Here is a 26,292-nt window from a genome sequence, read left to right as displayed (position 1 = left end):
GCCGACTCAGCAAAGATTATGAATGTGACTGTTCATCGGCCGAATCCTTTGTGTATCTGGCGAACATTTATCGCATTAGCCGTAAAATTTAAACAGGTTCTTAGTGTTAGTGGTCGTAAGTGCTTGTTTATCAAAGGAGTAATTTTCCGAATGGTTGAGTTTGTGCCGCCTGCAAAAGTTGATCTTAGTAAGCTAGCTATAATTTTGGCAAGGATTGCTGAGATAATATGTCTTTTGCCCTGCACTTTTGTAAATTTGTGTTTCTTAAGAAGAATTCACTTTATCAATGAAGTTAGACCTTCGCGCGCAGGAGGCATTTGAGACCCGCCACAACGGACCCGATGCTTCCCAGATTGCTGACATGCTGCAAACCATCGGCGCCGGCTCGGTGGATGAACTCATCGATCAGACCGTACCGGCCGCTATCCGGCTCAACCAATCGCTCAACTTACCGGCACCTCAATCTGAACACCAGTTCCTGGCCGGGTTCAGGAAACTGGCTCAGAAAAACAAGGTTGCTAAATCCTACATCGGCATGGGATATTACGATACCCTGACGCCGAATGTGATTCTCCGCAATATACTGGAAAATCCAGCATGGTACACGGCCTACACACCGTATCAGGCTGAAATTGCGCAGGGACGGCTGGAAGCGCTGCTGAATTTCCAGACCGTGGTCTCGGATCTGACGGGTATGGAACTGGCCAATGCGTCGCTGCTGGACGAGGCTACGGCTGCGGCCGAGGCTATGCATGTGCTGTACGCGATGCGCCCGGCTTCTAAGAAAAACGCTGCCGTTTTCTTTGTCTCAGAACTGTGCCACCCACAAACCATTGATGTCGTACTGACACGCGCTACACCACTGGGTATCGAGGTACTGGTTGGCGATCATCGCACAGTTGATCTGACCAACCCCGGTATCTTTGGCGCATTGCTGCAGTACCCGGCTACCAATGGTGAGGTTTTCAATTATACCGACCTGATCTCAGCCGCTCACGAACTGGGTATCCACGTGGCCGTAGCCGCCGACCTGCTTAGCCTGACGCTGCTGACTCCTCCCGGCGAAATGGGAGCCGATGTCGTAGTGGGTTCGGCGCAGCGGTTTGGTGTGCCTATGGGCTACGGCGGTCCGCACGCGGCTTTCTTTGCCACCCGCGATGCCTTTAAGCGGCAGATTCCGGGCCGGATTATCGGGGTTTCGGTAGATGCCGAAGGAAAGCCGGCGCTGCGGATGGCGCTGCAAACGCGGGAGCAGCATATTCGCCGGGAAAAAGCAACGTCCAATATCTGCACGGCCCAGGTACTGCTGGCGGTGATGGCGGGCAGCTATGCGGTGTACCACGGACCTCAAGGTCTGCGGACTATCGCCGGGCGCGTCCACGGGCTGACCCGACTGTTTGCCAAGGTACTTGAACTGAACGGGGTCGAGATCCTGAATAAGACTTATTTTGATACCCTCACCGTCCGGGTAAGTGATGCGTCGGCCTTGCGGAAATCGGCACGGGCCGCGCAGATCAACCTGCGTTATTTTGATACGGATTGCGTGGGCGTGTCGTTCGACGAAGCCAAAACGCTCGATGATATTGTTGAGTTGATGGATATCTTCGGCGTCTCCTGCGCCGATCTGGACATTCTGATTCACAACCTGGAACTGGAAGTTCCGCAGGATTTGCTCCGGACGTCAGACTACATGACGCACCCGGTCTTTAACCAGCACCATACTGAGCACGAGATGCTGCGGTACCTGAAGTCGCTGGAGGAGAAAGACCTCTCGCTGGTGCATTCCATGATTCCACTGGGGAGCTGCACCATGAAGCTGAACGCCACCGCTGAGATGATACCGGTTACGTGGCCGGAGTTTGGGCGGCTGCACCCGTTTGCGCCGAAAGAGCAGACGGAAGGCTATCAGCAGTTATTTAAAGACCTGAGTGCCTGGCTAAGCGAGATTACCGGCTTTGCCGATGTATCGCTGCAACCGAACTCCGGGGCTCAGGGCGAATATGCCGGCCTGATGGTGATCCGGGCCTATCATGAGAGCCGGGGCGATCATCACCGCAACGTGTCGCTGATTCCCTCGTCGGCGCACGGCACCAACCCCGCCAGCGCCGTCATGGCCGGTATGAAGGTGGTGATTGTGAAGTGCGATGAGCGGGGTAATATCGACGTTCCCGATCTGAAAACCAAAGCCGAGCAGTACAGCAATGACCTGTCGTGTCTGATGGTGACCTATCCGTCGACGCACGGCGTGTTTGAAGAGAGTATTAAGGAGATTTGCGACATTATTCACCAGCACGGTGGACAGGTGTACATGGATGGTGCCAACATGAACGCCCAGGTTGGCCTGACCAGCCCGGCGGCCATCGGGGCCGATGTCTGTCACCTGAACCTGCACAAGACTTTCTGTATTCCGCATGGCGGTGGCGGTCCGGGTATGGGCCCTATCGGCGTAGCGGCTCATCTGGTGCCGTTCCTGCCCGGTCATGCCGTGGTGGAGATTGGCAGTGAACAGGCGATTCACGCAGTATCGGCGGCTCCGTATGGTAGCGCCAGTATTCTGACGATTTCGTATGCCTACATTGCTATGATGGGAGCAGAGGGCCTGACCAATGCCACCCGAATAGCCATTTTGAACGCCAATTACATCAAGGCACGGCTGGATGGCCACTACGAAGTACTTTATACGGGTACCAATGGCCGTTGTGCCCACGAGATGATTATCGACTGCCGGCCGTTCAAGCTGTCGGCGGGCATTGAGGTCGAAGACATTGCCAAGCGGCTGATGGACTACGGTTTCCACGCTCCCACAGTCTCTTTCCCGGTGGCCGGTACCATGATGATTGAACCGACCGAGTCGGAGTCTAAAGAAGAACTTGACCGGTTCTGCGAGGCTCTACTGAGTATCCGGGAGGAAATCCGTGAGATCGAAGAAGGGCAGGCCGACAAAGCCAATAACGTGCTGAAGAATGCTCCGCATACAGCAGCCGTGGCCCTTTCGGACACCTGGAACCGGCCGTATAGCCGGGAGAAAGCGGTATTTCCGCTGCCGTACGTCAGAGCCCGCAAATTCTGGCCGAGTGTCAGCCGCATTGACAACGCCTACGGCGACCGGAATCTGGTTTGTTCCTGCGTGCCGGTGGAGGCTTACGAGGAGGCCGTACATAGCGAAGCGACGAGTTTGTAAGTCTATAGTTTGTAGTAGGCAGTGTGCAGTAGGCAGAAAAGTGTCCCGAAGGCTGCCTACTGCACACTGCCTACTGATACCGGCTGTTGCGGCTCAGAAGCCTCGTTCATGACGTATGGCGTAAACCGCAGAATTATATAGCCAATGATACCGGCAATGGCCGAGGCCGTCAGCACCGTTATTTTGGAGCTCTTGATAAAGTCAGGATTATCAAACGCCAGAATAGCAATGAAGATAGACATGGTAAAACCAATGCCACTCAAAAATCCAGCCCCAATAATGTGCCGCCAGCCGACAAATTCGGGCAGAGAGCCAATGCGGAACTGAACCGCCAGCCACGTCATCAGCAAAACACCTACGGGTTTGCCAAGCAGCAAACCCAACAGGATACCCTGACTATCGGGCGTGGTCAGGCTTTGTACAAACGACGATTCCAGAATGATGCCGGTATTGGCCAGCGCAAACAGCGGCAGAATGAACAGGTTAACCGGTTTGTGGAGCTTGTGTTCCAGGCGGATCAGCGGGGAGTGCTGATACCCCCGGCCCAATGGCACCGTGAACGCCAGCAACACCCCGGCAACGGTAGCGTGAACGCCCGATTCCAGCATAAAGAACCATAGCAGCAAGCCCATCCACAAAAACGGCGTAAAGCTCTTTACCCGAATCCGGTTCATGAAGATAAGTACACCAAACACCGCCATGGCGGCCAGAAAAAAGGGCAGCGAAAATGACTTGGAGTAGAATAGAGCAATAACAGCAATCGCCCCAAGATCATCGATTACCGCCAGCGCCATCAGAAAGATTTTGAGTCCAAACGGTGCCCGTGAGCCTAACAGCGACAGTATACCCAGGGCAAAGGCGATATCGGTCGCCATCGGAATACCTGTTCCTGCGGAGGTAGGCAGGCCATAGTTGGCCCAGGCGTACAGGCCGGCCGGCAGAGCCATGCCGCCTATGGCAGCCATTAACGGTAAGAGCGCGCTGCGGGGATTCGATAATTCGCCCAGCCTCATTTCCCGTTTGATTTCCAGACCCACCAGCAGGAAAAAGACAGCCATCAGGGCGTCGTTGATCCAGTGAGACAGCGATTCAGTTAAATCAAAGGTGCCTACCCGAAAGCCTATCTTGGTTTCCCAGATGGCCAGGTATCGTTCTGCGAAGACAGAGTTTGCCAGGAAAAGGGAGGTAGCCGTACAAATAATTAAAATTATACCGGCCGCCTGCCCGCTTTTCAGCAGTTCACTGAAGATTTTACTACGTCGTTTGCGTACAGCCATAGGTGTAGTTTGGAAAGTGGTTAATTGGTTAACTAGTTAATCAGTTAGTTGGTTGACAGGTCGCCACCTTTCAACTACACAACTAGTTAACTTTTAAACCATTTAACCCGTCAACTACACCAGGTCGGCCAGGACGGTGACGCCCCCTTTGGTTTTCTCGCCGATTTTAACTTTTACCTCGGCATCCAGCGGCAGAAACACATCAATGCGGGAGCCAAATTTAATGAAGCCCAGTTCAGTGCCCTGCTCTACCGTCTGCCCTTCTTTCACGTACCAGACAATCCGCCGGGCCACAGCGCCGGCGATCTGACGGAGCAATACCTCAACACCGTTGGCCAGTTGCAGTACGATGGTTGTACGCTCGTTTTCAGTACTGGATTTAGGGTGCCAGGCAACCAGATACTTGCCAGGGAAGTATTTAAAGTAACGAACGGTGCCACTAACCGGGTTGAAGTTGACGTGAACATTCAGCGGTGACATGAAAATGGATACCTGCCGGCGGGGGCTCTTGAAATACTCGCCCTCGGTCGTCTCCTCGATAACGACTACGGTGCCGTCGGCCGGCGCAATCACCTGCTTCTCGTGGCGGGTCAGCGTCCGGTGCGGTACGCGGAAAAATTGCACAATCAAGCCGAAAACGATTAAACTGACCACGATGGACATGATTGTTGTGGCCGTGTTCGGAAACCAGTACAGGTAGCCGATAACGTTGAGAGCCAGCAATACTACGGCCGTAATCAGAATGATAATGTATCCTTCGCGATGGATGTGCATATGTTGTGTATACGTTTGTAAACAATAAAAACGGGTTGTCGAACCGGGTAAAAGTACTAAACAAACCGGAAACACCCCAAATCTGTTTATACGCTCTACTCCAGCCGCCAACCCGGTGGCCGGTCACCGCCACGCGGTTCCCGGTACGTTTGTTGATGATGAATAAATTAGTAGCCGCCCCGGTACTTGTATGTACTGGCAACTTTGTCGATAGCGACGATGTAAGCCGCCAGTCGCATGGATACCTGGTATTTCTTGGAGGTATCGAACACGCGGTCAAAAGCATCTTTCATAATGCGGTCGGCCCGGCGGTTGATGCGGTCCAGATTCCACTTATAGCCGATGCGGTTCTGTACCCACTCGAAGTACGATACGGTAACACCACCGGCATTGGCCAGAATATCGGGTACAACCAGAATACCTTTGCTGTTGATGATTTCGTCGGCGCTGGCCGACGTAGGTCCGTTAGCTCCTTCTATAATCATGCGGGCCTGAATAGAAGCCGCATTGTCCTGCGTGATCACGTCTTCTTTGGCCGCCGGTACCAGCACATCCACCGGCAGCGACAGCAGCTCTTCGTTTGAGATGCGCTCGGCACCGCTAAAGCCTTCCAGTGAACCGTTATTGGCATTCCGGTAGGCCATAGCGGCTGTAATATCAATACCCCGGTCGTTGAAGTAGCCGCCGGATATATCGCTGACGGCCTGCACGGTAACGCCCCGCTCCTGGAGCAGGTCGGCTGCGTGCATACCTACATTGCCGAAGCCCTGAATGGCCGCTGTGGTTCGGTACGGGTTCATCCGGAGCTTATCCATTGCCGACAGAGCCGCTACGGTAACACCCCGGCCGGTTGCTTCGGTACGACCCAGTGAGCCACCCAGCACCAGCGGTTTACCCGTTACTACGCTGTTGACGGTCATCCCCTTCGATTTGGAGTACTCGTCCATAAGCCAGGCCATTTCGCGGGGACCGGTACCCATATCCGGAGCCGGAATATCCTTGTCGGGGCCGAAAACGTCCAGCATCGCTACGGTGTACTGACGCATCAGCCGCTCCATTTCGCCGACCGACATCTCGCGGGGGTTACAGGCAATACCCCCTTTGGCGCCACCGTACGGAATGTCGACAACGGCGCATTTCCAGGTCATCCAGGCCGCCAGCGCCCGTACCTCATCCAGGTGTACACCAGGATCGAAGCGAATACCGCCTTTGGCGGGGCCTAAAATATTGGAGTGGATAACGCGGTAGCCCTCAAAAACTTTGATTTCGCCGTTATCCATGGTAATTGGCAAGCCAACAATTACCTGGCGGGCGGGTACCTTCAAAATATGATACATTTCTTCGGTGATGCCCAGCAGCCGGGCGGCTGCGTCAAAGCGGGACATCATCGATTCAAGCGGATTCTCCTTATCTTTTATTGGAGCTGGTTCAATATATGCCATACCCATGTTTATGTCCTTTTCTTTACTGTTCGATGAAGTGTATCGCAAAACTAGCAATTCTAAAACGCTAAAGCTAAAGAACTATTTTTTCTACATATTGTCTTATTTTTAAAGCTGCTTTTATTATTCTGACTTCCAGATTTTCTCGAAATAGTTTAATCAACTAGCTGGTTTTTGCCAAACAAAAATTGGTGAAAACCAACATAGACAGTTCCCTAATATTTTTAAAAATGTGTTTTGTGGTCCAGCTTTCACACGGGATTAATTGAAAAGAACTTTAAACCTGTGTACTTTTGTTTTTTAGTTAGTTAAGCATCCGCCTTTCACTTTAACCAACTCTGTTCTCTATGTTGATGGAAGAGAAAAAAAGATACTCGGAAGAAGAGCTGAAGGAATTTGAGGTTTTGATCAATCAAAAACTGGAAGCCACCCGTAACGAGTTAAATTACATCAAAGAAGCCCTGAGCAAGCGCAACGACAGTGGTACGGACAATACCTCCGGTAACTCCAAACTGCTGGAAGACGGGGCCGACAGCAGCGAACGTGAGAACCTGAGTCAGTTGGCGGGTCGTCTGCAAAAGTTTATTCTGCAATTAGAGGCTGCCCTGGTCCGTATCAAGAACGGCACCTACGGGATTTGCATCGACACGGGAAAGTTGATCCCGAAAGAGCGCCTGCGGGCTGTACCGCATACCCAGCAAACAATCGAAGCCAAGCTACGAAAAGCCAATTAATTTACTGTACGAAAGACTTTATGACTGGTTTGCCCGTAGTGGGCAAACCTTTTTTTATGCTTGCCTCACTCAGCGGCCTGCAACCGAGCCTTTCGAATGTTGGTATTGGCAATGTCACTTTCAATCAGGCCATCCCGTAGCCGGACAATGCGATGGGCGTACTGGGCAATATCCTCTTCGTGCGTCACCATAATGACGGTATTACCCTTGCTGTGAATCTGGTCGAAGAGGTCCATGATCTCGTAAGAAGTCTTGGAGTCCAGATTACCCGTCGGCTCATCGGCCAGCAGGATACTGGGGTCGTTCACCAGCGCCCGCGCCACCGCTACCCGCTGCCGCTGACCACCCGACAGTTCATTAGGCTTGTGGCCGGCCCTGTTTTCCAGGCCTACATTCTTCAGGGCCAGCATGGCCTTTTCTGTACGGGCGGCTTTGTTGTACCCGGCATAAATAAGGGGTAAGGCTACATTTTCCAGCGAGGTCTGCCGGGGTAGCAGGTTGAAGGTCTGAAAAACGAAGCCAATCTCCTTGTTACGCACTTCGGCCAGCTCGTTCTCCGACATATTACTCACATCCTGCCCGTTCAGCACGTAGCGGCCGGCCGTTGGGGTATCCAGACAGCCAATAATGTTCATCAGTGTCGACTTCCCCGAACCGGACGGTCCCATAAAAGCGACGTACTCTCCTTTGTGCACGGCAATCGAAATCGACTTTAAGGCTTCAATAACCTCACTGCCCATTACGTAGCGTTTGGAGATGTCGGTGGTTTCGATAATGTTCATGTTTAGGTTACAGGAGTTGATGATTAATGTAGGTGGTTAGCCGGACCAATGCACGCCCGCAACAAAGCTAACCTATTGTAAAAACTTTTGCCGCTCTTTTTCAAGCAGCGTCAGTTTATCCTGATAAGCCGACAAAAACGTCTGATAATCGGTTGGCGAAGTGGCCCCCTGCAGGCGCATTAAGGCATCTTCGGCATAATCAGGTAAGCTCAGGTCCAGACAAAGCATAATATACGTTTTCAACAAAGCCGGGTGGTCTTCATTGTACGGTAGAGCATTCAGCACCAGTTGGTAGCCCTGTTTGCTTTGTCGCTGCTGCTGCATCAGTCGGGCCATGGCGGCTACAGCAGGGGCATCCAGCGGAGCCAGATTCAGCGCCTGCCCGTAGGCTTGTCTGGCCTGAGCTGTTTGCCGGTTGCGTTCGTACGTCTGGGCCTTCAGGAAGGCCTGCTCAGCCAGGTGACGGGGTATAACCGGGCGATTCGCCAGCGTTAGTGCGGTATTCACATCGCCCCTGGCAACGGCCAGCCGCAGGGCAGTGATCGTCCGGAGGGAAGCAGCAAAAGGCCGCAGTTGGTTTTCGGGGGGTAACTGGCGGAAGAGCTGTTCGGCGGCAGAACGCAGGTCCCGTTGCAGGTAATCGGTGACAATAGCACTGCCGGCTATGGTCCGCAGGGTAGCATCCTGAATGGTCGCGAGGGTAGATTCCCGGTCGGCTGCGTCGGGTCGGTACGCTACGTAAAATGCTTTCTCTAAATCGGTTTCCGGCCGTTTGATGTCGTATAGCGCCTGCTTCAGTGAAGCAACTCCGGCGTCATTGGTAGAGGCAATTTCCCAAAGTGACCGGGCCGCCACAACATCACCTGCTTTAGTCAGGGCAAGAGCCCGGTAATAGGCCGACAGTGTATCCGGATTCAGTTCGAAGTGTTCGGCTGCTCGCTGGTACAGCCCCTGCTCCATCAGCCACAGGCCCGACAGCGTGCGGTAGAAGGAGCCATTACGGGCATCTCCCTGCGCTAATTGTCCCATCAGGTCAAGGGCCACCGGATGATGGTGGCTGCGGTACTCGGCTACCGCGCGGGCCAGCAGCAGGTCGTCGGTGAAATCCTGGTTGACGGGCTCCTGCGACAGCCGTCGTAACAGGTTAGTCGTGGTGGTATCCGGCCGGGTTGCTTTCAGGGTATAGTTATAGATACTAGCAAACCGACCGACGCTTAAACCGTCTTTTTTCTTATCGGTTTCCAGCCAGGCCGGTCGCTCGGGCTGCGTCGTATCGGTTCCGGCGATCAGGCGCAGTGCCAGGGCATTGGCCTGGTATGATTCATAGGTATGATCTTTTAACTCGCTCAGCAGGGAGTCGGCCGAAAGCACTCGTGGGTTACGCGCCCATAAGGCCAGCAGGTTTGCTTCAGGTATCTCCGACCGGGGGGTATTGCCGGTTGCCGATTGCAGAAAGTAGTAGGCCGAATCGGCTACGCTGGTTCGGGCGTAGAGGTAACCCAGGTTATTCTGCAACTCTCCGCTTTTCGGAAATGTCCGGATGCCCTGCTGCAGGTGCTTTACGGCTTCAAAAAATAAGTTGTTCTGAAAATAGACATGGCTCAGACCGGCATACGCTTCCGGGCTGGGCTGCTTGAGCAGGGCCTGCTGAAAGTAGTAAGCCGCTGTGGTTTTCTCGTCCTGCGCCAGGGCCAGAGAGGCCAGCGCGTAGTTTGATTTATGGTTCTGGAATTCCTGCTTCAGGGCCAGCTGATAATACGTACCTGCCGACGTGGTTTCACCCGTAGCGGTGTATAAATCACCCAGGCCATTATAATAACCGGTAATGCCCTGCCGGAATGGGAAAAACCCTTCGGTAGACAAGAGAGCAGCAATGGCGATCACCCCCGCCAGCCGGACCAGGCTCAGCTCAATCCGTTGGGGTTTGTACATTACCCGGTACACGGGTAGTCCCTGGCGGTATAGCGGCAGAAAGTTAAGCAGAATGTAGCCTACAAACAGCACGCCCATCACCAGATGCGAATACACTATGGCGTCTTCGAACATCTCCACCAGCGGGTCGTTGGCCGTGGCGAAGGCATAGCTCATGGTCAGCGTGGTAAGCAGGGCCAGCCCGGTGTACAAATAAGCGCCTGCATCCTGAAATGGCAACTGTTCCTGCTGTTCGTTGAGCCGCCGGAAGCCCCAGATGCCCAGTACCACCGACACCAGGTATAGCACAAACGGGCTGATGGCCAGTAGCTCCCAGTCAATAGCCTTGGTGTTCTTCAGCCAGACCAGCAGCAGGTTCACCAGGTACAGCAGGCTGATAAAAATGAAGTTACCAAAACCCAGCGGTCGTCCGGCGACACCCCGGGCATTGGTTCGCCCAGCCGAGGTCAGCCAGACCATACCGGCTACAATTTCAAACGAGATCACGAAGATAAACCCGACGCTCAGCACCAGCAGCACCGGCATACCGTAACTGACCACGGTCATGGCCGGCAGGGTCACTTCTGCCAGAAAGCCAATACCAAACACCACCAGGGCAATCAGCATCAGAAAGATGGTCAGCCGGCGGGGGAAACTGATGTCTGGCCGGAAGGCATGAAAGTAGTAGCTCGTCAGCCCAAACACAAAGGCCAGCCCGATAAAGAGCGAGCGGCCGTTAAAGCTGGGCATACCCATCATTTCCCAGCGGAACATGGATAACGCTCCGATGAAGAACGTCATGGCGACCAGATAATAAATCCGGCTGAGCTGCGAAATGGAACTCATGATCAGGGCGAAGGCGACTCCCATACCCAGCATCAGCACCGTGGCCATCCAGGGGTGTACCTGCATGGCCGACGCCACAAACTGTTCGGTAACGGCATAGGCTTTGCCCTCGGCTGCGTAGTCGAGCATACCATCGGTAAAGGCATGCAGCGGAGCGGGTAACTCAATCAGTTCACTCAGCACATCCCAGTGCACCACATTGGCCAGCCCCCGCCACCAGGCGGTTATAAACACGAGTAAACTCAGCAAAAAAAGGCCTGCACTGAGCAGGTATGTTATCCGGTAGGCCCGGTTCCAGTTTTTCCAGAAAAAAAGCGATGTCATAAAGTATTGGATGCGCTTACGATAAGGAACGCAGGCAACCGCCGGTTAGTGCGTTCGGGTAGTCAGGTAAATTTTTAGAAGTCCGCCGGAGTTTTCAGTTATATGAACGGACCGTTTCCGAATTCCTTCACTAATGGAAAACATTCCTGAACACTAACTAATTCTCTTTCAATATGAACATTGAGGTTTATCCGGGAAGTCCTTTTCCGTTGGGCGCTACCTGGGATGGCGAAGGCGTAAACTTTGCGCTCTATGCCGATAACGCCTATGGGGTCGATTTATGCCTGTTTCAGACCAGAGAAGATGATACCGAATCCGTTAAAATAAGAATCAGTGAGCGGTCCCATCATGTATGGCATGTCTATGTACCTGGTCTGGAGCCTGGCCAACTGTATGGGTATCGGGTATACGGGCCATACGAGCCGGGTAACGGCCATCGCTATAACCCGAATAAACTGCTGATCGACCCCTACGCTAAAGCAATTTCGGGGACAATCGACTGGCACGATGCACTGTTCGGCTACGAATTGGGCCATCCGGATGAAGACCTGAGCTTCAGCGGTACGGATAGTGCACCATACATACCGCGGTCGGTGGTGGTCGACTCCGCGTTTGACTGGGATGGCGACAAGCCCCCGAAAATCTCCTACCACAAAACGATTATTTACGAAGCACACGTGAAAGGCTTCACGAAGCTATGCCCGGATATACCGGAGGAGATTCGCGGCACCTATGCAGCGCTGGCACATCCGGTAACCATCAGCTATCTTAAAGAATTAGGCATTACGGCCCTGGAGCTGATGCCGGTACACCATTTCGTGGCCGACCGGCATCTGAAAGAGTGCGGTTTAACCAATTACTGGGGCTATAATACCATCGGCTACTTCGCGCCCGATGTGCGTTATTCCGGCAGCGGCACGCTGGGCGGTCAGGTCACCGAGTTTAAAACGATGGTGAGAGAACTGCACAAGGCGGGTATTGAAGTTATTATGGACGTGGTATACAACCATACCGGCGAAGGCAGCCACCTGGGCCCTACGCTTTCGTTCCGGGGTATTGATAATGCGTCGTATTACCGCCTGGCCGGCGATGGACGCTATTACATGGATTACACCGGTACCGGCAATACCCTGAACGCCATGCAGCCCAACGTGCTCCGGCTCATCATGGACAGCCTGCGGTACTGGATACTGGAAATGCATGTCGACGGCTTCCGCTTCGATCTGGCGGCTACGCTGGCGCGGGAGCTGCACGCAGTAGATCGGCTGGGCTCGTTCTTCGATATTATTCACCAGGACCCGGTCATTTCGCAGGTGAAACTGATTGCCGAACCCTGGGATATTGGCGAAGGGGGCTATCTAGTGGGCAAGTTTCCGCCCGGCTGGGCCGAGTGGAACGGCAAATACCGCGACTGCATCCGGGACTACTGGCGCGGAGCTGACAGCATGCTGGCCGAGTTTGCCGAGCGCTTTACGGGCAGTTCCGACCTGTACCGCGACGACTACCGCCGACCCACTGCCAGCGTCAACTTTGTAACAGCCCACGATGGCTTTACGCTGTACGACCTGGTGTCATACAACGAAAAGCACAATATGGCCAATGGGGAGAACAACATGGACGGCGACAACCATAACCGCTCCTGGAACTGCGGGGTGGAGGGGCCAACTAAAAGTAAGGCGATAAACGAACTGCGCGACCGCCAGAAGCGGAACTTCCTGACCACGCTGTTTCTCTCCCAGGGGGTACCCATGCTGGTAGCCGGCGACGAGTTTGGCCGGACGCAGCACGGCAACAACAACGCTTACTGTCAGGATAACGAAATCTCCTGGCTCGACTGGGAGAATGCCGACAAAACCCTCCTGGAGTTTACCCGAAAATTGATCCGGCTGCGGACCAAGCACCCTACGTTTCGTCGGCGCCGGTGGTTTAAAGGGCAGCCGATCAAAGGTGTTGGTCTGGAGGATATTGCCTGGTTTCAGCCGGATGGTACCGAGATGAGCGAAGAAAACTGGCGACATGATTACGCTAAATCCTTAGGGGTTTTTCTGAACGGGCGGGGTATCCGCTCCGTCGGGCCGAAGGGGGAAAAGATTCTGGACGATAGCTTTTACATTATTTTCAACGCGCACCATGAGCCTCTTACGTTCCGGTTACCCCCCGAACGGTGGGGCAATCAGTGGGTTGAGGTGCTGGATACCAGTGAAAACAAGGTAGCCGACGAAAGCACGTTTTATGAAGCCGGCGACACCATCGAAGTAGAAGGGCGCTCGGTAGTACTGCTCAAACAACCATTAGTATGAATTCAGTCTTTACCGATCAACGTTCGTTAGGGGTTACATTTCGGGAAGGAAAGGCAGAGGTCCTGTTATGGTCACCGCCGTCAGAAACCGTAGAAATTCGGTTGCTGAAGAATGATAAACGCCTGCCGCTGACCAAAACGGAGTACGGCTACTGGTCACTAACAACGGATGAACTTCAACCCGGTGACTTCTATAAATTTCTTTTAAACGGCGAAACGGAGCGTCCGGACCCAACTTCGCTGGCTCAGCCGGAGGGCGTTCATGGGGCCTCTCAGGCCATCGACCTGCAGGATTTTCGGTGGACAGACCAGTCGTGGAATAACCTGCCGCTCGATCAGTACGTCATGTACGAACTTCATACCGGCACCTTTACGCCGGAAGGTACCTTTGCTGCCATCGAAGGGAAGCTGGACTACCTGAAGGAGTTGGGCGTCAACGCCATCGAAATAATGCCTGTAGCGCAGTTTCCCGGCTCCCGCAACTGGGGTTACGATGGCGTTTACCCTAATGCGGTGCAGCACTCCTATGGCGGGGCACGGGGCCTGCAGCACCTCGTTAACGCCTGTCACGAAAAGGGCATTGCCGTTGTGCTCGACGTAGTGTACAATCATATGGGGCCGGAGGGCAACTACTTCAGTGACTTTGCGCCCTATTTTACAACCAAATACATTACACCCTGGGGCCGGGCTATCAATTTCGAAGATGCCTGGTGCGATGGCGTCCGGCGATATTTTATTGAAAATGCGCTGATGTGGTTCCGGGATTTTCACATTGATGCGCTGCGGCTGGATGCCGTTCACGCTATAAAGGATTTTAGCCCTACGCATATCCTTCGGGAGATCAAGCAGCACGTTGATCAACTGATGGCGGAAACGGGGCGGCAGCATTACCTCATTGTGGAGCTGGACCTGAACGATACCCGGTTTATCAACCCGCTGGAAGAGCAGGGCTACGGCATGGATGCGCAATGGATCGACGAGTTTCACCACGCACTCCGGGTAACGGCCACCGGCGATCAGAGCGGCTACTACTCCGATTTTACCGGTATCAGTCACCTGGCCAAAGCGTATCGGGATGCGTATGTGTACGATGGGCAGTATTCACCACACCGGAATAAACGGTTTGGTATTAAGGCTGAAAAGAATCCCGGTCAGCAGTTTGTGGTGTTTACGCAGAACCATGACCAGGTCGGTAACCGCATGATGGGTGAGCGTCTTGGGCAACTGGTCAGCTTTGAGATGCAGAAGCTGGTTGCCGGTGCGGTGCTGGTCAGTCCGTATCTGCCAATGCTGTTTATGGGCGAGGAGTATAGTGAGCTAAACCCGTTTCTGTACTTTGTGAGCCACACCGACCCCGACTTAGCTGAAGCGGTGCGTAAAGGGCGTAAGGCTGAATTTGCTTATTTCCACCTGGAAGGGGAAGCACCCGACCCAACGCAGGAGGAGACCTTTCAGCAGTCGAAACTACAATGGCAGTTGGTGGAGCAGGGGCCACATCAGAAGCTGTTCAACTATTACCGGACGCTTATAGCACTCCGTAAGCTGCACCCGGCTCTGCGGCATCTGAACCGCCGGTATGTAGAAGCAGAAGCCGACGAAAGCCGGCAGACGTTGATCCTGCACCGCTGGTATAACGAGCAGCATATCCTGGCCTTAATGAATTTCGCTAAAGAACAACAGGCTGTAAGCCTTGACCGCCACAGCGGACAATGGAAAAAAATACTGGATTCGGCTGATTCACAGTGGGGTAATGGATTCTTAGCGCCTGAATTTGTTTCGAGCCCATCAACCCTTACCTTACAGCCGGAATCTTTCTTACTCTATACCAGCCATGTATAATCCCGTTGCTACCTACCGATTACAGTTTCATGGTGAGTTCACATTCGACGATTTAGACCGCATTATTCCGTACCTCCAGAAGCTGGGGGTTGGTACTGTCTATGCCTCACCTATCTTTGAAGCCCCCGCCGACAGTACACACGGTTACGATGGCGTAAACCCCCACCGGGCTAACCCGGGTATCGGAACCAAAAAACAACTTCAGGAAGTAAGTCAAAGCCTGAAAGACCGGGGCATCGGCTGGCTGCAGGACATTGTGCCGAACCACATGGCGTTCCACCCCGATAACCCCTGGCTGATTGATGTACTCGAAAAAGGGCAGATTTCTGAATATGCGGCCTTCTTTGATGTCGCCTGGACGGGTAAACTCTACCGGGGGCGCATTATGGTGCCCTTTCTGGGGGCTTCGCTGGAAGAAGTCCTCGACAGAGGTGAGTTGGCGATTGTGTATGAGGACAACCGGTTCTGGTTCCGGTATTACGATACAGACTATCCGCTACACCTGCGGTCTTACGCGACCATCCTTAAGTCTGGCACCGAACAACCCGCTGATGCCCTTCAGCAGTTGATCGACCAGATTAAAGACTTACATGATATTGCTGAGCCCAAAGCTTACGCCACCCGCTGGGAGGAGTTGCGGCAGCAATTGGGTTCGCTGATGAAAAATGAGGTAGTAAAATCGTCAGTTGACGCTTGCCTGAAAGCCGTAAACGAGGATAAGGAGCGGCTGAAGCAGATTTCCGATGAGCAGATCTACCGTCTCTGCTACTACGGCGAAACCGATAAGCAGATCAATTACCGGCGCTTCTTTACCGTCAACAGCCTGATTTGCCTGAACATTCAGGACAAAGACGTTTTTGATCATTACCACGTCCTGATAAAATCCATGGTGGAGCAGGGCATATTTCAGGGCCTGCGCATTGACCATATCGACGGCCTGTTCGACCCCACTGGCTACCTGGAGAACCTGCGCGAGATGACCGGCGATGAAACCTATATTATAGTGGAGAAAATTCTGGAGCCGGGCGAGGATATTCCGAAAAACTGGCCTATTCAGGGCAATACCGGGTATGATTTCCTGTCCATTGTCAATAATCTGTTCACCCAAAAGCAGAACGAAGCGGTCTTTACCCGATTTTACCAGAATCTGGTTGGCGACACCACGCCCATTCAGGAGCAGATATTCCAGAAGAAAGCCCACATACTTCAGGAGCATATGGGCGGGGAACACGAAAACCTGTATCAGCTTTTTCTGGTGTTAAACCTGGCGGAAGAACAAACGCTTAGTGAGATAAGGCCCGAGGTATTAAAAGAGGCTATCGGTGAACTGCTGATTCAATGTCCCGTATACCGCTATTATGGCAACCGCTTCCCATTGGGCTCCGAAGAGGCTGCGGCTGTGCAGGAGATGTTGAATGGCGTTCGGGAGCGTAAACCGGAGCTGGGTGCGGCTGTTGCTTTACTGGAGAACGTACTGCTTCGCAAACCCGCCGAAGGCGATGAGGAGTACAATCGTAATGCGCTACGCTTCTACCAGCGTTGCATGCAGTTTACGGGACCGCTTATGGCTAAAGGTGTAGAGGATACCCTTATGTACACTTACAATCGTTTCATCGGCCATAATGAGGTAGGCGATTCCCTTGAAGCTTTTGGGGTCTCTCCCGGAGAGTTTCACCGGAAAATGCAGGAGCGGCAGCAGAACTGGCCGCTTTCCATCAACGCTACCGCCACCCACGACACCAAACGGGGTGAAGATGTGCGCGCCCGCCTGAATGTGCTGACCGACCTGGCCGATGAGTGGATAGAAGCTGTACAGGAGTGGCAGCGGCTCAATGCCGGCCTGAAGAAAGACGGTGCTCCTGACATCAACGATGAGTATTTCATTTACCAGACTCTGATTGGCTCTTACCGGATGCCAAATCAGGATGAAGACGATTATAAAAACCGGTTACAGGCGTATCTGGAAAAAGCGCTGCGGGAAGCCAAACAGCACTCCAACTGGACCACACCCAACGAAACATACGAGCAGGCAACCAAAGACTTTGCCGCTGGGCTGCTGGACCATAAAGGCCCGTTCTGGAAGAGCTTTCAGAAGCTCCACCAAAAGGTGGTCGATTTTGGCGTTGTTAACTCTCTGGCGCAGGTGGTACTGAAATTTACCTGCCCCGGCGTACCCGATGTGTATCAAGGTACCGAACTGTGGGATTTGAGCCTGGTAGACCCCGACAATCGGCGGGCGGTAAGTTACGGCCAGCGGGAGCAGTGGCTGGAAGAACTGGAAGCCAGGAGTAAGGAGAAGCCCGGTGCCTTGTTAAAAGAGCTATGGAAAAACCGTTTCGACGCCCGCATTAAGCTTTGGCTCGTCCATACGCTGCTAAACGAGCGAAAGGAACAGGCCGAGGTGTTTACCAATGGACAGTATATACCGCTGGCCGTAGAAGGAAAATTCAAGGACAATGTGCTGGCGTTTGCCCGGCAGCATCAGCAGACCTGGTACATTGTGGCTGTACCGCTCCATCTGGCAGAGCTGGTCCGGAAGTCGAAAGACGATGTGCAGGATTTTGACTGGAAAGATACCCGCATTGTGCTTCCACAACAGGCGCCGGATGAGTGGGAACACCTGCTGCTGAAGACCAAAGACAAACACGACAACGACATTGCCGTTAAAGACATCTTCAAACGACTTCCGCTGGCCGTTTTGAAAATGCAACAGCCCGTTACCAATCGGGCGGCCGGTATTTTGCTGTCAATTACCTCATTGCCTTCACCATTTGGTATTGGAGATATGGGGCCGGAGGCCCGTACGTTTGCCGATTTTCTCTACCGCAGCCGTCAGAAATACTGGCAGCTACTGCCCCTCAACGTAACTGAGCAGGCGCAGGGCCATTCTCCCTATAGTGCCATCAGCAGCATAGCCGGTAATACGCTGCTGATAAGTCCCGATCTTCTGGTAGAGGAGGGCTTGCTAGAGGCCAGAGATGTAAAGAAATACCATCAGGCACAATCCGACAAAGTAGATTTTGCAGCCGCCGAGCGGGTGAAGGAGAAGATTTTTGACAAAGCATATGCCAACTTTGTGAAAAGCGCACCGCCCGCCCTGCAGCAGGCGTTTGATCAGTTCTGCGAGCAGGAGGCCAGCTGGCTCGACGATTTTGCCATTTACCTGGCTCTCAAGCAACAGCATAAAGGAAAACCGTGGTTTCAGTGGCCGGATAAATACAAAAAGCGGCAGTCGGAAGCCCTTCGGGCATTTACCGACGATCATGCGGAGGATCTGCACAGGATAAAATGGCTGCAGTTTGTCTTTGCTAAACATTGGCGGGAGTTCAAAGCGTATTGCAACAACCATGGCGTTCAGCTCTTTGGTGATCTGCCGTTCTATATTAGCTACGACTCCGTTGATGTATGGTCGAACCCCGATATTTTTAATGTTGATGAAGACGGTAAAATGACGGGTGTGGCGGGCGTACCACCCGATTACTTCAGCGAAGACGGCCAGCTCTGGGGTATGCCTACCTTCAAATGGGATGTGCTGAAAGAGCGCGGCTATGATTGGTGGATACAGCGCATCCGGAAAAATATGCAGTTGTTTGACCTGTTGCGACTCGACCATTTCCGCGCTTTTGCCGACTTCTGGGATGTGCCGGCCGGGGAGAAAACCGCCCGCAACGGGGAGTGGAAACGCGGTCCACGTTCCGAGCTCTTCCAGATCCTGGAAGCAGAACTCGGCCATTTGTCACTGGTAGCCGAAGATTTGGGTGATATTGATGAACCGGTATATCAGTTGCGGGATGAATTTAACCTGCCCGGTATGCGGGTGGTGCAGTTTGCCTTTAACGACTCCCTGCCGGTAACGGAGCATATCCCGCATAACTACAACACCACTAACTGTGTAGCCTATACGGGTACGCACGACAACAACACAACCGTGGGCTGGTATCGGAAAGACGCCGGCAAAGCCGACCGCAAGCGGCTGGAGCAGTACGTTGGCGGTTCGGTACGGGAAAAAGACGTTCATCAGGTATTGGCGCGGCTTATTTATGGCTCCGTCGCCCGAATTGCCATGCTGCCCATCCAGGATGTACTGGGGCTGGACGAAACCGCCCGGCTCAATACCCCCGGTTCGGGCGAAAATAACTGGCAGTGGCGGCTAAAGCCGGGACAGTTAACGCCGGAAGCAGAAAAGTGGCTGAAGAAAATGACCAAGATGTTTAATCGGGGCTAAGGGTAACCACAAAAAGAATCAAAAATAAAAGCACCGCAGGCGCTCGGTATATAGACACTTTCTCATTCCGAGGGCAGAAATTACTAACTCTTCCATGGCGTTTTACAGGATACTTCCCAATATCTGGCTCCGACTGGTAGAGTCGGAGCCAGATTGGTATGTTTTTTGAACATCAGGCATATAGAGCGGTTATTGCCGTATACGTAAGCATTAACTTATTTTAACGACAGATACTATGAAAACGAAACAGTGGACACTGGCTCTTGCTTTGACAATCATGGGCAGTATGGCCCAATTCAGTTGCGACTCCAAAACCGAGAATAAAGCCGAAGAGGTACAGGACGAATATAAAGATGTTCAGGAAGCAAAAGAGGAAGGTGACAGTTCGGACGTCCGCGAAGAGCAGTCGGAACTGGATACTGCCCGCAAAGAATACATTAAGGAAGGTACTAAGGAGCAAAGTGACTCCCAGCGCTAAGCGGACGAATAATCCGGTTAGTTAAGTGAATAGAATCGGTAGCTGGAGACCTTCATAGCTACCGATTCTCTGTTTTCCACTCAACATAAACTTCGTTATGATCAGAATCGGGTACCACTCCTCGCACGAACAGTTTAAACCCAGTACATTATTAGCCAATGTACAGCGAGCCCAGCAGGCTGGTTTTACGGCCGGGTCCTGCTCCGACCACTTTCATCCCTGGAGCAACACGCAGGGCGAAAGCGGCTTTGCCTGGTCGTGGCTGGGCGCAGCCCTGCAGGCAACAAACTTAAGTTTTGGAGTTGTCAACGCCCCCGGCCAACGGTACCATCCGGCCATTATCGCCCAGGCGGCAGCCACCCTGGCCGAAATGTTTCCGGAACGATTCTGGGTTGCGCTGGGCTCCGGGCAGGCGCTGAATGAACATATCACCGGCGATAAATGGCCGTCGAAAGCAGACCGGAACGCCCGGTTGAAAGAATGCGTAGACGTAATCCGGGCTTTGTGGAACGGCGAAACGGTTACTCATAAAGGTCTTGTAACGGTGGAGGAGGCTATCCTGTTTACCCGGCCGACTGTAAAGCCCATGATATTTGGCGCGGCCGTTACGGCCAAAACTGCCGAATGGGTAGGGAGCTGGGCCGATGGGCTGCTGACTATTTCCCAGCCTAAAGAAAAGCTACAGGAGGTGGTCGATGCCTTCCGGCGCGGTGGGGGTGAAGGCAAACCCATGAATCTGAAAGTGCAGCTTTCGTACGCCGATTCTGAGGAAATTGCGCTACAGGGTGCTCATGAGCAGTGGCGCTCCAATGTTTTTCCGAACAATGCCCTGACCGAATTAAGGATGCCGGAGCAGTTTGAAGCCATTGGTCAAATGGTGAAACCGGAGGAGATTACCAATCTGGTCAATATTTCGTCGGACCCGGCCCGGCATCTTGCCTGGCTGCAGACTTACCTGGATATGGGTTTTGGGCAGCTTTACCTGCACAACGTCAATCTGGAGCAGGAGCGGTTCATTGACGTCTTCGGCGAACGGGTGCTGCCCGCGCTGCTAACAAAATAAACATCAATCCATTCTGACAGTTTAGCATAGGAATCAACTAATCAACGATATGAATACTGAAACAGAAAAAACAGCCTTGATAACGGGTGCCTCCAGTGGCATTGGCCGTGAGCTGACTAAGCTATTCGCGCAGGACGGCTATAATCTGATTCTGGTCGCCCGGAGTGAAGACAATATGCAGCAGTTTGCTGATGAATTGAAACAATCACACGGGGTTCAGCAGGTAACGGTCATCGACAAAGATTTGTCGAAAGAGAACGCAGCGCAGGAACTCTACGATGAGATAAATGAGCAGAACCTGACCGTCAATGTGCTGGTTAATGATGCCGGTGTCGGTTTGCACGGCATGTTTGCCACGGAGACAAACTGGGAACAAGAAAGCGCCATGATTCACCTGAATACGGTGACGCTGACACACCTGACCAAGCTCTTCCTGAGAGATATGGTGATCCGCAACGAAGGCCGTATTCTGAACGTGGCGTCTTTGCTGTCCATCATGCCGTCGCCCCTGATGGCCGTCTATGCCGGTACCAAAGCATACGTGTACAACTTTAGCCAGTCGCTGGTAAATGAGTTGAAGGACACCAACGTAACCATTACGGCGCTGCTGCCCAACGCTACCGACACCGACTTCTTTAATAAAGCCGGCGCGGAGAATACAAAGGTCACCGAGAATCTGGATGATCCCGCTATGGTTGCCAAAGACGCTTACAAGGCGTTGATGAAGGGTGAGTCTAAAGTCATTCCGGGTGGTCTGGGCAATAAGTCATACGAAGTGATGGCCCACCTTCTTCCCGAAGAAGCTCTCGCGGGTATGATGCGCAAAAACATGGAGCCGAAGGACGAGGAACTGGATGGTTCATCGAAAAAATCAAGTCTGGCATGGGGCATTGGAGCGGCTGCCGCTATTCTTGTTGGTATTGCGGCTATAGCGGTCTATAACAACGCCAGTGCTTATGATAGAGCGCGGTATCGGTATAAATTCGCTAAAGCCAAGTACAAAACGAAGAACGCGTTTGCTTCGGCTAAGGATAAAGTAAGCGATGCCTGGTCGGATACCAAACACAAGGTTGCCGATACGTGGTCTGCTACCAAAGACGATGCACAGGATACCTGGGCCAGCAGCAAACATAAAGCAAAAGATAACTGGTCGAAGGAAAAGGCACAGGACACCTGGTCAAGTACAAAGCACGGTACCAAAGACGCCTGGTCCAATGTTAAAGATGCAGTAGCAAACGCACTGAGCTAAAACAAAGGCAGGGCAGCCAGACTAGCTGCCCTGCCTCTTTAAACTCAACCAAACATAAAATGGAGCAGGAGCAGCAACAAACTTTATTGAAGGACTATACCTTAGAAGAACGGGGTGCTTATTTCGGCGCATTGGCGACAATGGCTTCTGCTGATGGTAACGTGTCGCCCGAAGAGCTGGAGTTTTTGCGTCTGATGGGCGAAGCAGCCGAGTTGCCCGAAAACATGCGGGAAGAGGTTGTGCAAATTGCCAACAATCCTTCCACAATAAGCCTTCAGCGCTGTCTGGACACCCTGAAAGGCAGTCAGCTTCGCTTTTCATTCATTACCGATATTATGAGTTTTGCGAAAGCCGACGGTGAGTATTCACCGGATGAGCAGGAGCGGATCAAAGATATGGCGGCTTACCTGGGGGTAACCCAGGAGCAGTTTAGTATATTGGATCAGTTTGTCGACAAAGCTGGCGAAGCGCAGCAACGGGGTGAGGACCCTACCTCACAGTCGTTTCTAAACAAGAGCGGTTTTGGTGATATGTTTAAAAATGTTAATATTTCGCCACAGATGGTGCAGGGCATGCTGGGCATTCTGGCACCTATGGTGATTGCCGGTATGATGCGGGGTGGTCGGCGCAGAGGGGGCATGATGGGTGGTATGGGCAGTATGGTGGGCGGTGGACTGTTGGGCAGCTTGTTAGGCGGTGGCATGATGGGCGGTGGCGGTATGCGCCGGAGTGGCGGTGGTATGGGTTCATTAATTTCAATATTGGGCGGATTGAATGGAAGGCCGAGGTATGGGAGTATGCGTTCAGGCGGATTGGGCAGTTTATTGGGTGGTATACTGGGTGGTGGCCGTCGACGGGGAGGATTTGGCTGGTAATAAACAGGATACAATATGATTGGGATTTTGCCGCCGGCGCTTAAATTGCCCGGCGGCAAAATCCCTTTTTTGTACAAATCGTTGGCGAGTCGCCCAGGACAGGCTTTTAGCGTTAAAAACCTAGTTTTAAAAAGAATTCTGCTTTAGTAGTCTCCTAATTAGATAAAAATCAGTCTTGGCTTTACGCTAATTTTCTCCTAATTTTGCATGCCGAATTAAGAGGCAACTTCTTTTATACCTACTTCAATACGCAATGATAACTGCAACAGCAACAAATAAGGGAAAGGTTACCCAGGTAATCGGTCCGGTTGTTGACGTGAGCTTTGAGGGCGAAGGGTCGCGGCTACCGGCGATTCTCGACGCGCTGGAGGTCACCAAAACCAATGGCCAAAAAGTAATATTGGAAACCCAGCAGCACCTCGGCGAAGACCGGGTTCGGACCATCGCCATGGACTCGACTGACGGTTTGCAGCGGGGTATGGATGTCATCCACCTGGGTGGACAAATCACCATGCCGACGGGCGAAGGCATCAAAGGCCGTCTATTCAACGTAGTAGGTGAAGCCATTGACGGTATTCCCCAGCCAAAAAGTACGGGCGGTCTGCCAATTCACCGCGCAGCGCCTAAGTTCGAAGACCTGGCTACCTCTACCGAGGTACTTTTTACCGGTATCAAAGTGATTGACCTGCTGGAACCGTACGCCAAAGGTGGTAAAATCGGTCTCTTCGGTGGTGCTGGTGTAGGTAAGACTGTACTTATTCAGGAACTGATTAATAATATTGCCAAGGCATATGCCGGTTTGTCGGTATTTGCCGGGGTGGGTGAGCGTACCCGCGAAGGAAATGACCTGCTGCGCGAAATGATCGAAGCCGGTATTATCCGGTACGGTGAGGCATTTAAGCACTCCATGGAAGAAGGTGGCTGGGATTTATCGAAAGTAGATCCGGCTGAATTGGCCGAAAGCCAGGCGACCTTCATCTTCGGTCAGATGAACGAGCCTCCCGGAGCCCGCGCCCGCGTAGCTCTTTCGGGTCTGACCATTGCCGAGCACTTCCGCGATGGCGACGGTACCGGACAGGGCCGCGACATTCTGTTCTTTATCGATAATATCTTCCGCTTTACCCAGGCCGGTTCTGAGGTATCGGCTCTTCTGGGCCGGATGCCTTCGGCCGTAGGATACCAGCCCACGCTGGCCACCGAGATGGGGGCCATGCAGGAGCGGATTACCTCTACCAAGCGTGGTTCAATCACATCGGTACAGGCGGTATACGTACCGGCCGATGACTTGACTGACCCTGCGCCGGCAACAACGTTTGCTCACCTTGATGCCACCACGGTATTGAGCCGCAAGATTGCCGAGTTGGGTATCTACCCGGCCGTGGATCCGCTGGATTCAACTTCACGGATTCTGACTGCCGAGATCGTTGGCGACGAGCATTACGACACGGCGCAGCGCGTGAAGGAGATTCTGCAGCGTTACAAAGAACTTCAGGATATCATCGCCATCCTCGGTATGGAAGAATTATCGGAGGAAGATAAGCTGGTGGTCGCTCGTGCCCGTCGGGTTCAGCGATTCCTGTCGCAGCCTTTCCACGTAGCTGAGCAATTTACGGGTCTGAAAGGTGTACTCGTACCCATTGAAGACACCATCAAAGGCTTTAACGAAATCATCGAGGGTAAGTACGACCACCTGCCGGAGGCCGCTTTTAACCTGGTTGGTACCATCGAAGACGCCATTGCCAAAGGCGAGCGTCTGCTGAAGGAAGCAGGACAGTAATAAGTTCGCAGTAAGCAGTAGGCAGTTCTCAGTTAGGCTGCCTATTGTCCACTGCCTACTGTAGACTCAATAAAACATGCAACTCGACATTATAACCCCCGACCGTAAGGTATTTTCCGGAGAAGCAACGTCGGTGACGTTTCCGGGAATTGAAGGTCAGTTTCAGGTGCTGAACGACCATGCTCCGCTGGTAAGTACCCTGGCTCGCGGCCCGGTAACTATCAATACCGGTTCGGGTCAGCAGGTCATCACGGTAGATGGTGGCGTCGTTGAAGTGCTGCGCAACCGCGTACTGGTGCTGGCCGAAGCGGTGCTGTAAAAAACGTTTACTATCTTTTTATCAAGGACAGGCTTTTTGAAGGCTTGTCCTTTTTGTTTTCTTTGATCATGAATTATATCGAACTCCAACTAACCGTTTCTCCCGAATTCTCGGATATACTGATGGCCGAACTGGCCGAGCTTGGCTATGAGTCTTTTGTCGAAACCGATGAGGGATTGAGCGCCTACGTCCCCGAATCTGATTTTGACGCGGCTGCTCTGGACGAATTAGTGACTAAATACGCGGGGCAAACCGCAATAGCCTACCAATTTAGTACGTTAGAGAAACAGAACTGGAATGAGGAGTGGGAGCGTAATTATCAGCCGATTGAGGTAGCCGGTCAGGTACGGGTACGGGCTTCTTTTCACGAACCCGACGAGCGATACGCCTACGATATTCTGATTAATCCGAAAATGTCGTTCGGCACCGGTCACCATGAAACCACGGCCATGATGCTGGAGCACCAACTGGCCATTGACCATACCGGTAAAACCGTCCTGGATGTGGGCAGCGGTACCGGTATTCTGGCGATTATGGCGATTAAACGCGGGGCCGTCGAAGCGCTGGCTTTTGATATTGAAGAGTGGGCAGTTGAAAATGCCCGCGAAAATGCGGAACTTAACCGTTGTCCAAAGATTGCGGTGTTCCAGGGGACCATTGCCGATGTTGACCCGGCCAGCCGGTACGACATTGTGCTGGCGAATATCAACCGGAATGTGCTGCTGGCCGAAATTCCAACTTATGCCAGTTTATTGAATACGGGTGGCGACCTCCTGGTGAGTGGTTTTTACGAAAACGATAGTCCGGACATCGAACAAAAAGCAATCGAGGCAGGTCTGACTATCAGCGGCAAACGTGTCCGCAACCAGTGGGCCTCCCTTCGTTTTACGAACTAGT

General features: G+C 52.8%; 17 protein-coding genes. 12 read left to right on the top strand and 5 right to left on the bottom strand.

Going from position 1 to position 26,292, the window contains the following annotated elements:
- Positions 1-286 precede the first annotated feature (286 nt).
- The gene (gene gcvP / locus ABD949_RS01160; RefSeq protein ID WP_345239786.1) at positions 287-3,181 is read left to right on the top strand and encodes an aminomethyl-transferring glycine dehydrogenase; all 2,895 of its coding nucleotides are present in this window, start codon (positions 287-289) and stop codon (positions 3,179-3,181) included.
- Positions 3,182-3,237: 56 nt separating this feature from the next.
- Here the strand turns inward: gcvP and nhaA are convergent, their stop codons facing one another.
- From nhaA to ABD949_RS01145, 3 genes are all read right to left on the bottom strand, one after another.
- A complete protein-coding gene (nhaA, locus tag ABD949_RS01155; RefSeq protein ID WP_345239784.1) occupies positions 3,238-4,458 on the bottom strand; it encodes a Na+/H+ antiporter NhaA in 1,221 nt (406 codons plus the stop codon).
- Positions 4,459-4,572: 114 nt separating this feature from the next.
- Positions 4,573-5,232 (bottom strand): phosphatidylserine decarboxylase family protein, encoded by a 660-nt coding sequence (locus tag ABD949_RS01150; RefSeq protein ID WP_345239782.1) that lies wholly within the window; start codon positions 5,230-5,232, stop codon positions 4,573-4,575.
- A gap of 167 nt (positions 5,233-5,399) precedes the next feature.
- Entirely contained in the window at positions 5,400-6,674 is a 1,275-nt protein-coding gene (locus ABD949_RS01145) for a Glu/Leu/Phe/Val family dehydrogenase (protein ID WP_345239780.1), read from the bottom strand.
- A gap of 347 nt (positions 6,675-7,021) precedes the next feature.
- Here ABD949_RS01145 and ABD949_RS01140 point away from each other — a divergent pair, with 347 nt between their 5' ends.
- The gene (locus ABD949_RS01140; protein ID WP_345239778.1) at positions 7,022-7,408 is read left to right on the top strand and encodes a TraR/DksA family transcriptional regulator; all 387 of its coding nucleotides are present in this window, start codon (positions 7,022-7,024) and stop codon (positions 7,406-7,408) included.
- Positions 7,409-7,473: 65 nt separating this feature from the next.
- Here ABD949_RS01140 and ABD949_RS01135 read toward each other — a convergent pair whose 3' ends face one another.
- A complete protein-coding gene (locus ABD949_RS01135; protein WP_345239777.1) occupies positions 7,474-8,190 on the bottom strand; it encodes an ABC transporter ATP-binding protein in 717 nt (238 codons plus the stop codon).
- Between the two features lie 72 nt (positions 8,191-8,262).
- Positions 8,263-11,271, bottom strand: coding sequence for a tetratricopeptide repeat protein (locus ABD949_RS01130; RefSeq protein WP_345239776.1), 3,009 nt, complete (start codon positions 11,269-11,271; stop codon positions 8,263-8,265).
- Positions 11,272-11,444: 173 nt separating this feature from the next.
- Between ABD949_RS01130 and glgX the strand changes: the two genes are divergently transcribed.
- From glgX to prmA, 10 genes are all read left to right on the top strand, one after another.
- Positions 11,445-13,571, top strand: a complete 2,127-nt coding sequence (gene glgX / locus ABD949_RS01125; RefSeq protein ID WP_345239775.1) for a glycogen debranching protein GlgX — start codon at positions 11,445-11,447, stop codon at positions 13,569-13,571.
- Entirely contained in the window at positions 13,568-15,409 is a 1,842-nt protein-coding gene (treZ, locus tag ABD949_RS01120; RefSeq protein WP_345239774.1) for a malto-oligosyltrehalose trehalohydrolase, read from the top strand. Before glgX ends, treZ begins: the two co-directional genes overlap by 4 nt.
- Entirely contained in the window at positions 15,402-19,634 is a 4,233-nt protein-coding gene (gene treY / locus ABD949_RS01115; RefSeq protein ID WP_345239773.1) for a malto-oligosyltrehalose synthase, read from the top strand. The genes treZ and treY overlap by 8 nt, the downstream gene beginning before the upstream one ends.
- Before the next feature lie 235 nt (positions 19,635-19,869).
- The gene (locus ABD949_RS01110) at positions 19,870-20,112 is read left to right on the top strand and encodes a hypothetical protein (protein ID WP_345239772.1); all 243 of its coding nucleotides are present in this window, start codon (positions 19,870-19,872) and stop codon (positions 20,110-20,112) included.
- Positions 20,113-20,209: 97 nt separating this feature from the next.
- Positions 20,210-21,175, top strand: a complete 966-nt coding sequence (locus ABD949_RS01105; RefSeq protein WP_345239771.1) for a TIGR03885 family FMN-dependent LLM class oxidoreductase — start codon at positions 20,210-20,212, stop codon at positions 21,173-21,175.
- Between the two features lie 49 nt (positions 21,176-21,224).
- Positions 21,225-22,424: an SDR family NAD(P)-dependent oxidoreductase gene (locus ABD949_RS01100; RefSeq protein WP_345239770.1), complete on the top strand. Its 1,200-nt coding sequence runs from the start codon at positions 21,225-21,227 to the stop codon at positions 22,422-22,424.
- Between the two features lie 59 nt (positions 22,425-22,483).
- Positions 22,484-23,299, top strand: a complete 816-nt coding sequence (locus ABD949_RS01095) for a tellurite resistance TerB family protein (RefSeq protein WP_345239769.1) — start codon at positions 22,484-22,486, stop codon at positions 23,297-23,299.
- A 253-nt stretch (positions 23,300-23,552) separates the two neighbouring features.
- The gene (gene atpD / locus ABD949_RS01090; RefSeq protein WP_345239768.1) at positions 23,553-25,076 is read left to right on the top strand and encodes a F0F1 ATP synthase subunit beta; all 1,524 of its coding nucleotides are present in this window, start codon (positions 23,553-23,555) and stop codon (positions 25,074-25,076) included.
- Between the two features lie 76 nt (positions 25,077-25,152).
- Entirely contained in the window at positions 25,153-25,395 is a 243-nt protein-coding gene (gene atpC / locus ABD949_RS01085) for an ATP synthase F1 subunit epsilon (protein ID WP_345239767.1), read from the top strand.
- A gap of 68 nt (positions 25,396-25,463) precedes the next feature.
- A complete protein-coding gene (gene prmA, locus ABD949_RS01080; protein WP_345239766.1) occupies positions 25,464-26,291 on the top strand; it encodes a 50S ribosomal protein L11 methyltransferase in 828 nt (275 codons plus the stop codon).
- The last annotated feature ends 1 nt before the right edge of the window (position 26,292 follow it).

The organism is Nibrella saemangeumensis (assembly GCF_039541915.1).
Lineage (GTDB): Bacteria > Bacteroidota > Bacteroidia > Cytophagales > Spirosomataceae > Nibrella > Nibrella saemangeumensis.
This window is presented reverse-complemented; position numbering and strand designations above follow the sequence as displayed.

Excerpts from the sequence above, each read along its gene's own strand:
- treZ (WP_345239774.1), top strand. The coding sequence starts at position 13,568 with ATGAATTCAGTCTTTACCGATCAACGTTCGTTAGGGGTTACATTTCGG.
- ABD949_RS01145 (WP_345239780.1), bottom strand. The coding sequence starts at position 6,674 with ATGGCATATATTGAACCAGCTCCAATAAAAGATAAGGAGAATCCGCTT.
- ABD949_RS01110 (WP_345239772.1), top strand. The coding sequence starts at position 19,870 with ATGAAAACGAAACAGTGGACACTGGCTCTTGCTTTGACAATCATGGGC.
- glgX (WP_345239775.1), top strand. The coding sequence starts at position 11,445 with ATGAACATTGAGGTTTATCCGGGAAGTCCTTTTCCGTTGGGCGCTACC.
- ABD949_RS01095 (WP_345239769.1), top strand. The coding sequence starts at position 22,484 with ATGGAGCAGGAGCAGCAACAAACTTTATTGAAGGACTATACCTTAGAA.
- treY (WP_345239773.1), top strand. The coding sequence starts at position 15,402 with ATGTATAATCCCGTTGCTACCTACCGATTACAGTTTCATGGTGAGTTC.
- ABD949_RS01140 (WP_345239778.1), top strand. The coding sequence starts at position 7,022 with ATGTTGATGGAAGAGAAAAAAAGATACTCGGAAGAAGAGCTGAAGGAA.
- atpD (WP_345239768.1), top strand. The coding sequence starts at position 23,553 with ATGATAACTGCAACAGCAACAAATAAGGGAAAGGTTACCCAGGTAATC.
- gcvP (WP_345239786.1), top strand. The coding sequence starts at position 287 with ATGAAGTTAGACCTTCGCGCGCAGGAGGCATTTGAGACCCGCCACAAC.
- ABD949_RS01105 (WP_345239771.1), top strand. The coding sequence starts at position 20,210 with ATGATCAGAATCGGGTACCACTCCTCGCACGAACAGTTTAAACCCAGT.
- ABD949_RS01135 (WP_345239777.1), bottom strand. The coding sequence starts at position 8,190 with ATGAACATTATCGAAACCACCGACATCTCCAAACGCTACGTAATGGGC.
- prmA (WP_345239766.1), top strand. The coding sequence starts at position 25,464 with ATGAATTATATCGAACTCCAACTAACCGTTTCTCCCGAATTCTCGGAT.
- ABD949_RS01150 (WP_345239782.1), bottom strand. The coding sequence starts at position 5,232 with ATGCACATCCATCGCGAAGGATACATTATCATTCTGATTACGGCCGTA.
- ABD949_RS01100 (WP_345239770.1), top strand. The coding sequence starts at position 21,225 with ATGAATACTGAAACAGAAAAAACAGCCTTGATAACGGGTGCCTCCAGT.
- ABD949_RS01130 (WP_345239776.1), bottom strand. The coding sequence starts at position 11,271 with ATGACATCGCTTTTTTTCTGGAAAAACTGGAACCGGGCCTACCGGATA.
- atpC (WP_345239767.1), top strand. The coding sequence starts at position 25,153 with ATGCAACTCGACATTATAACCCCCGACCGTAAGGTATTTTCCGGAGAA.
- nhaA (WP_345239784.1), bottom strand. The coding sequence starts at position 4,458 with ATGGCTGTACGCAAACGACGTAGTAAAATCTTCAGTGAACTGCTGAAA.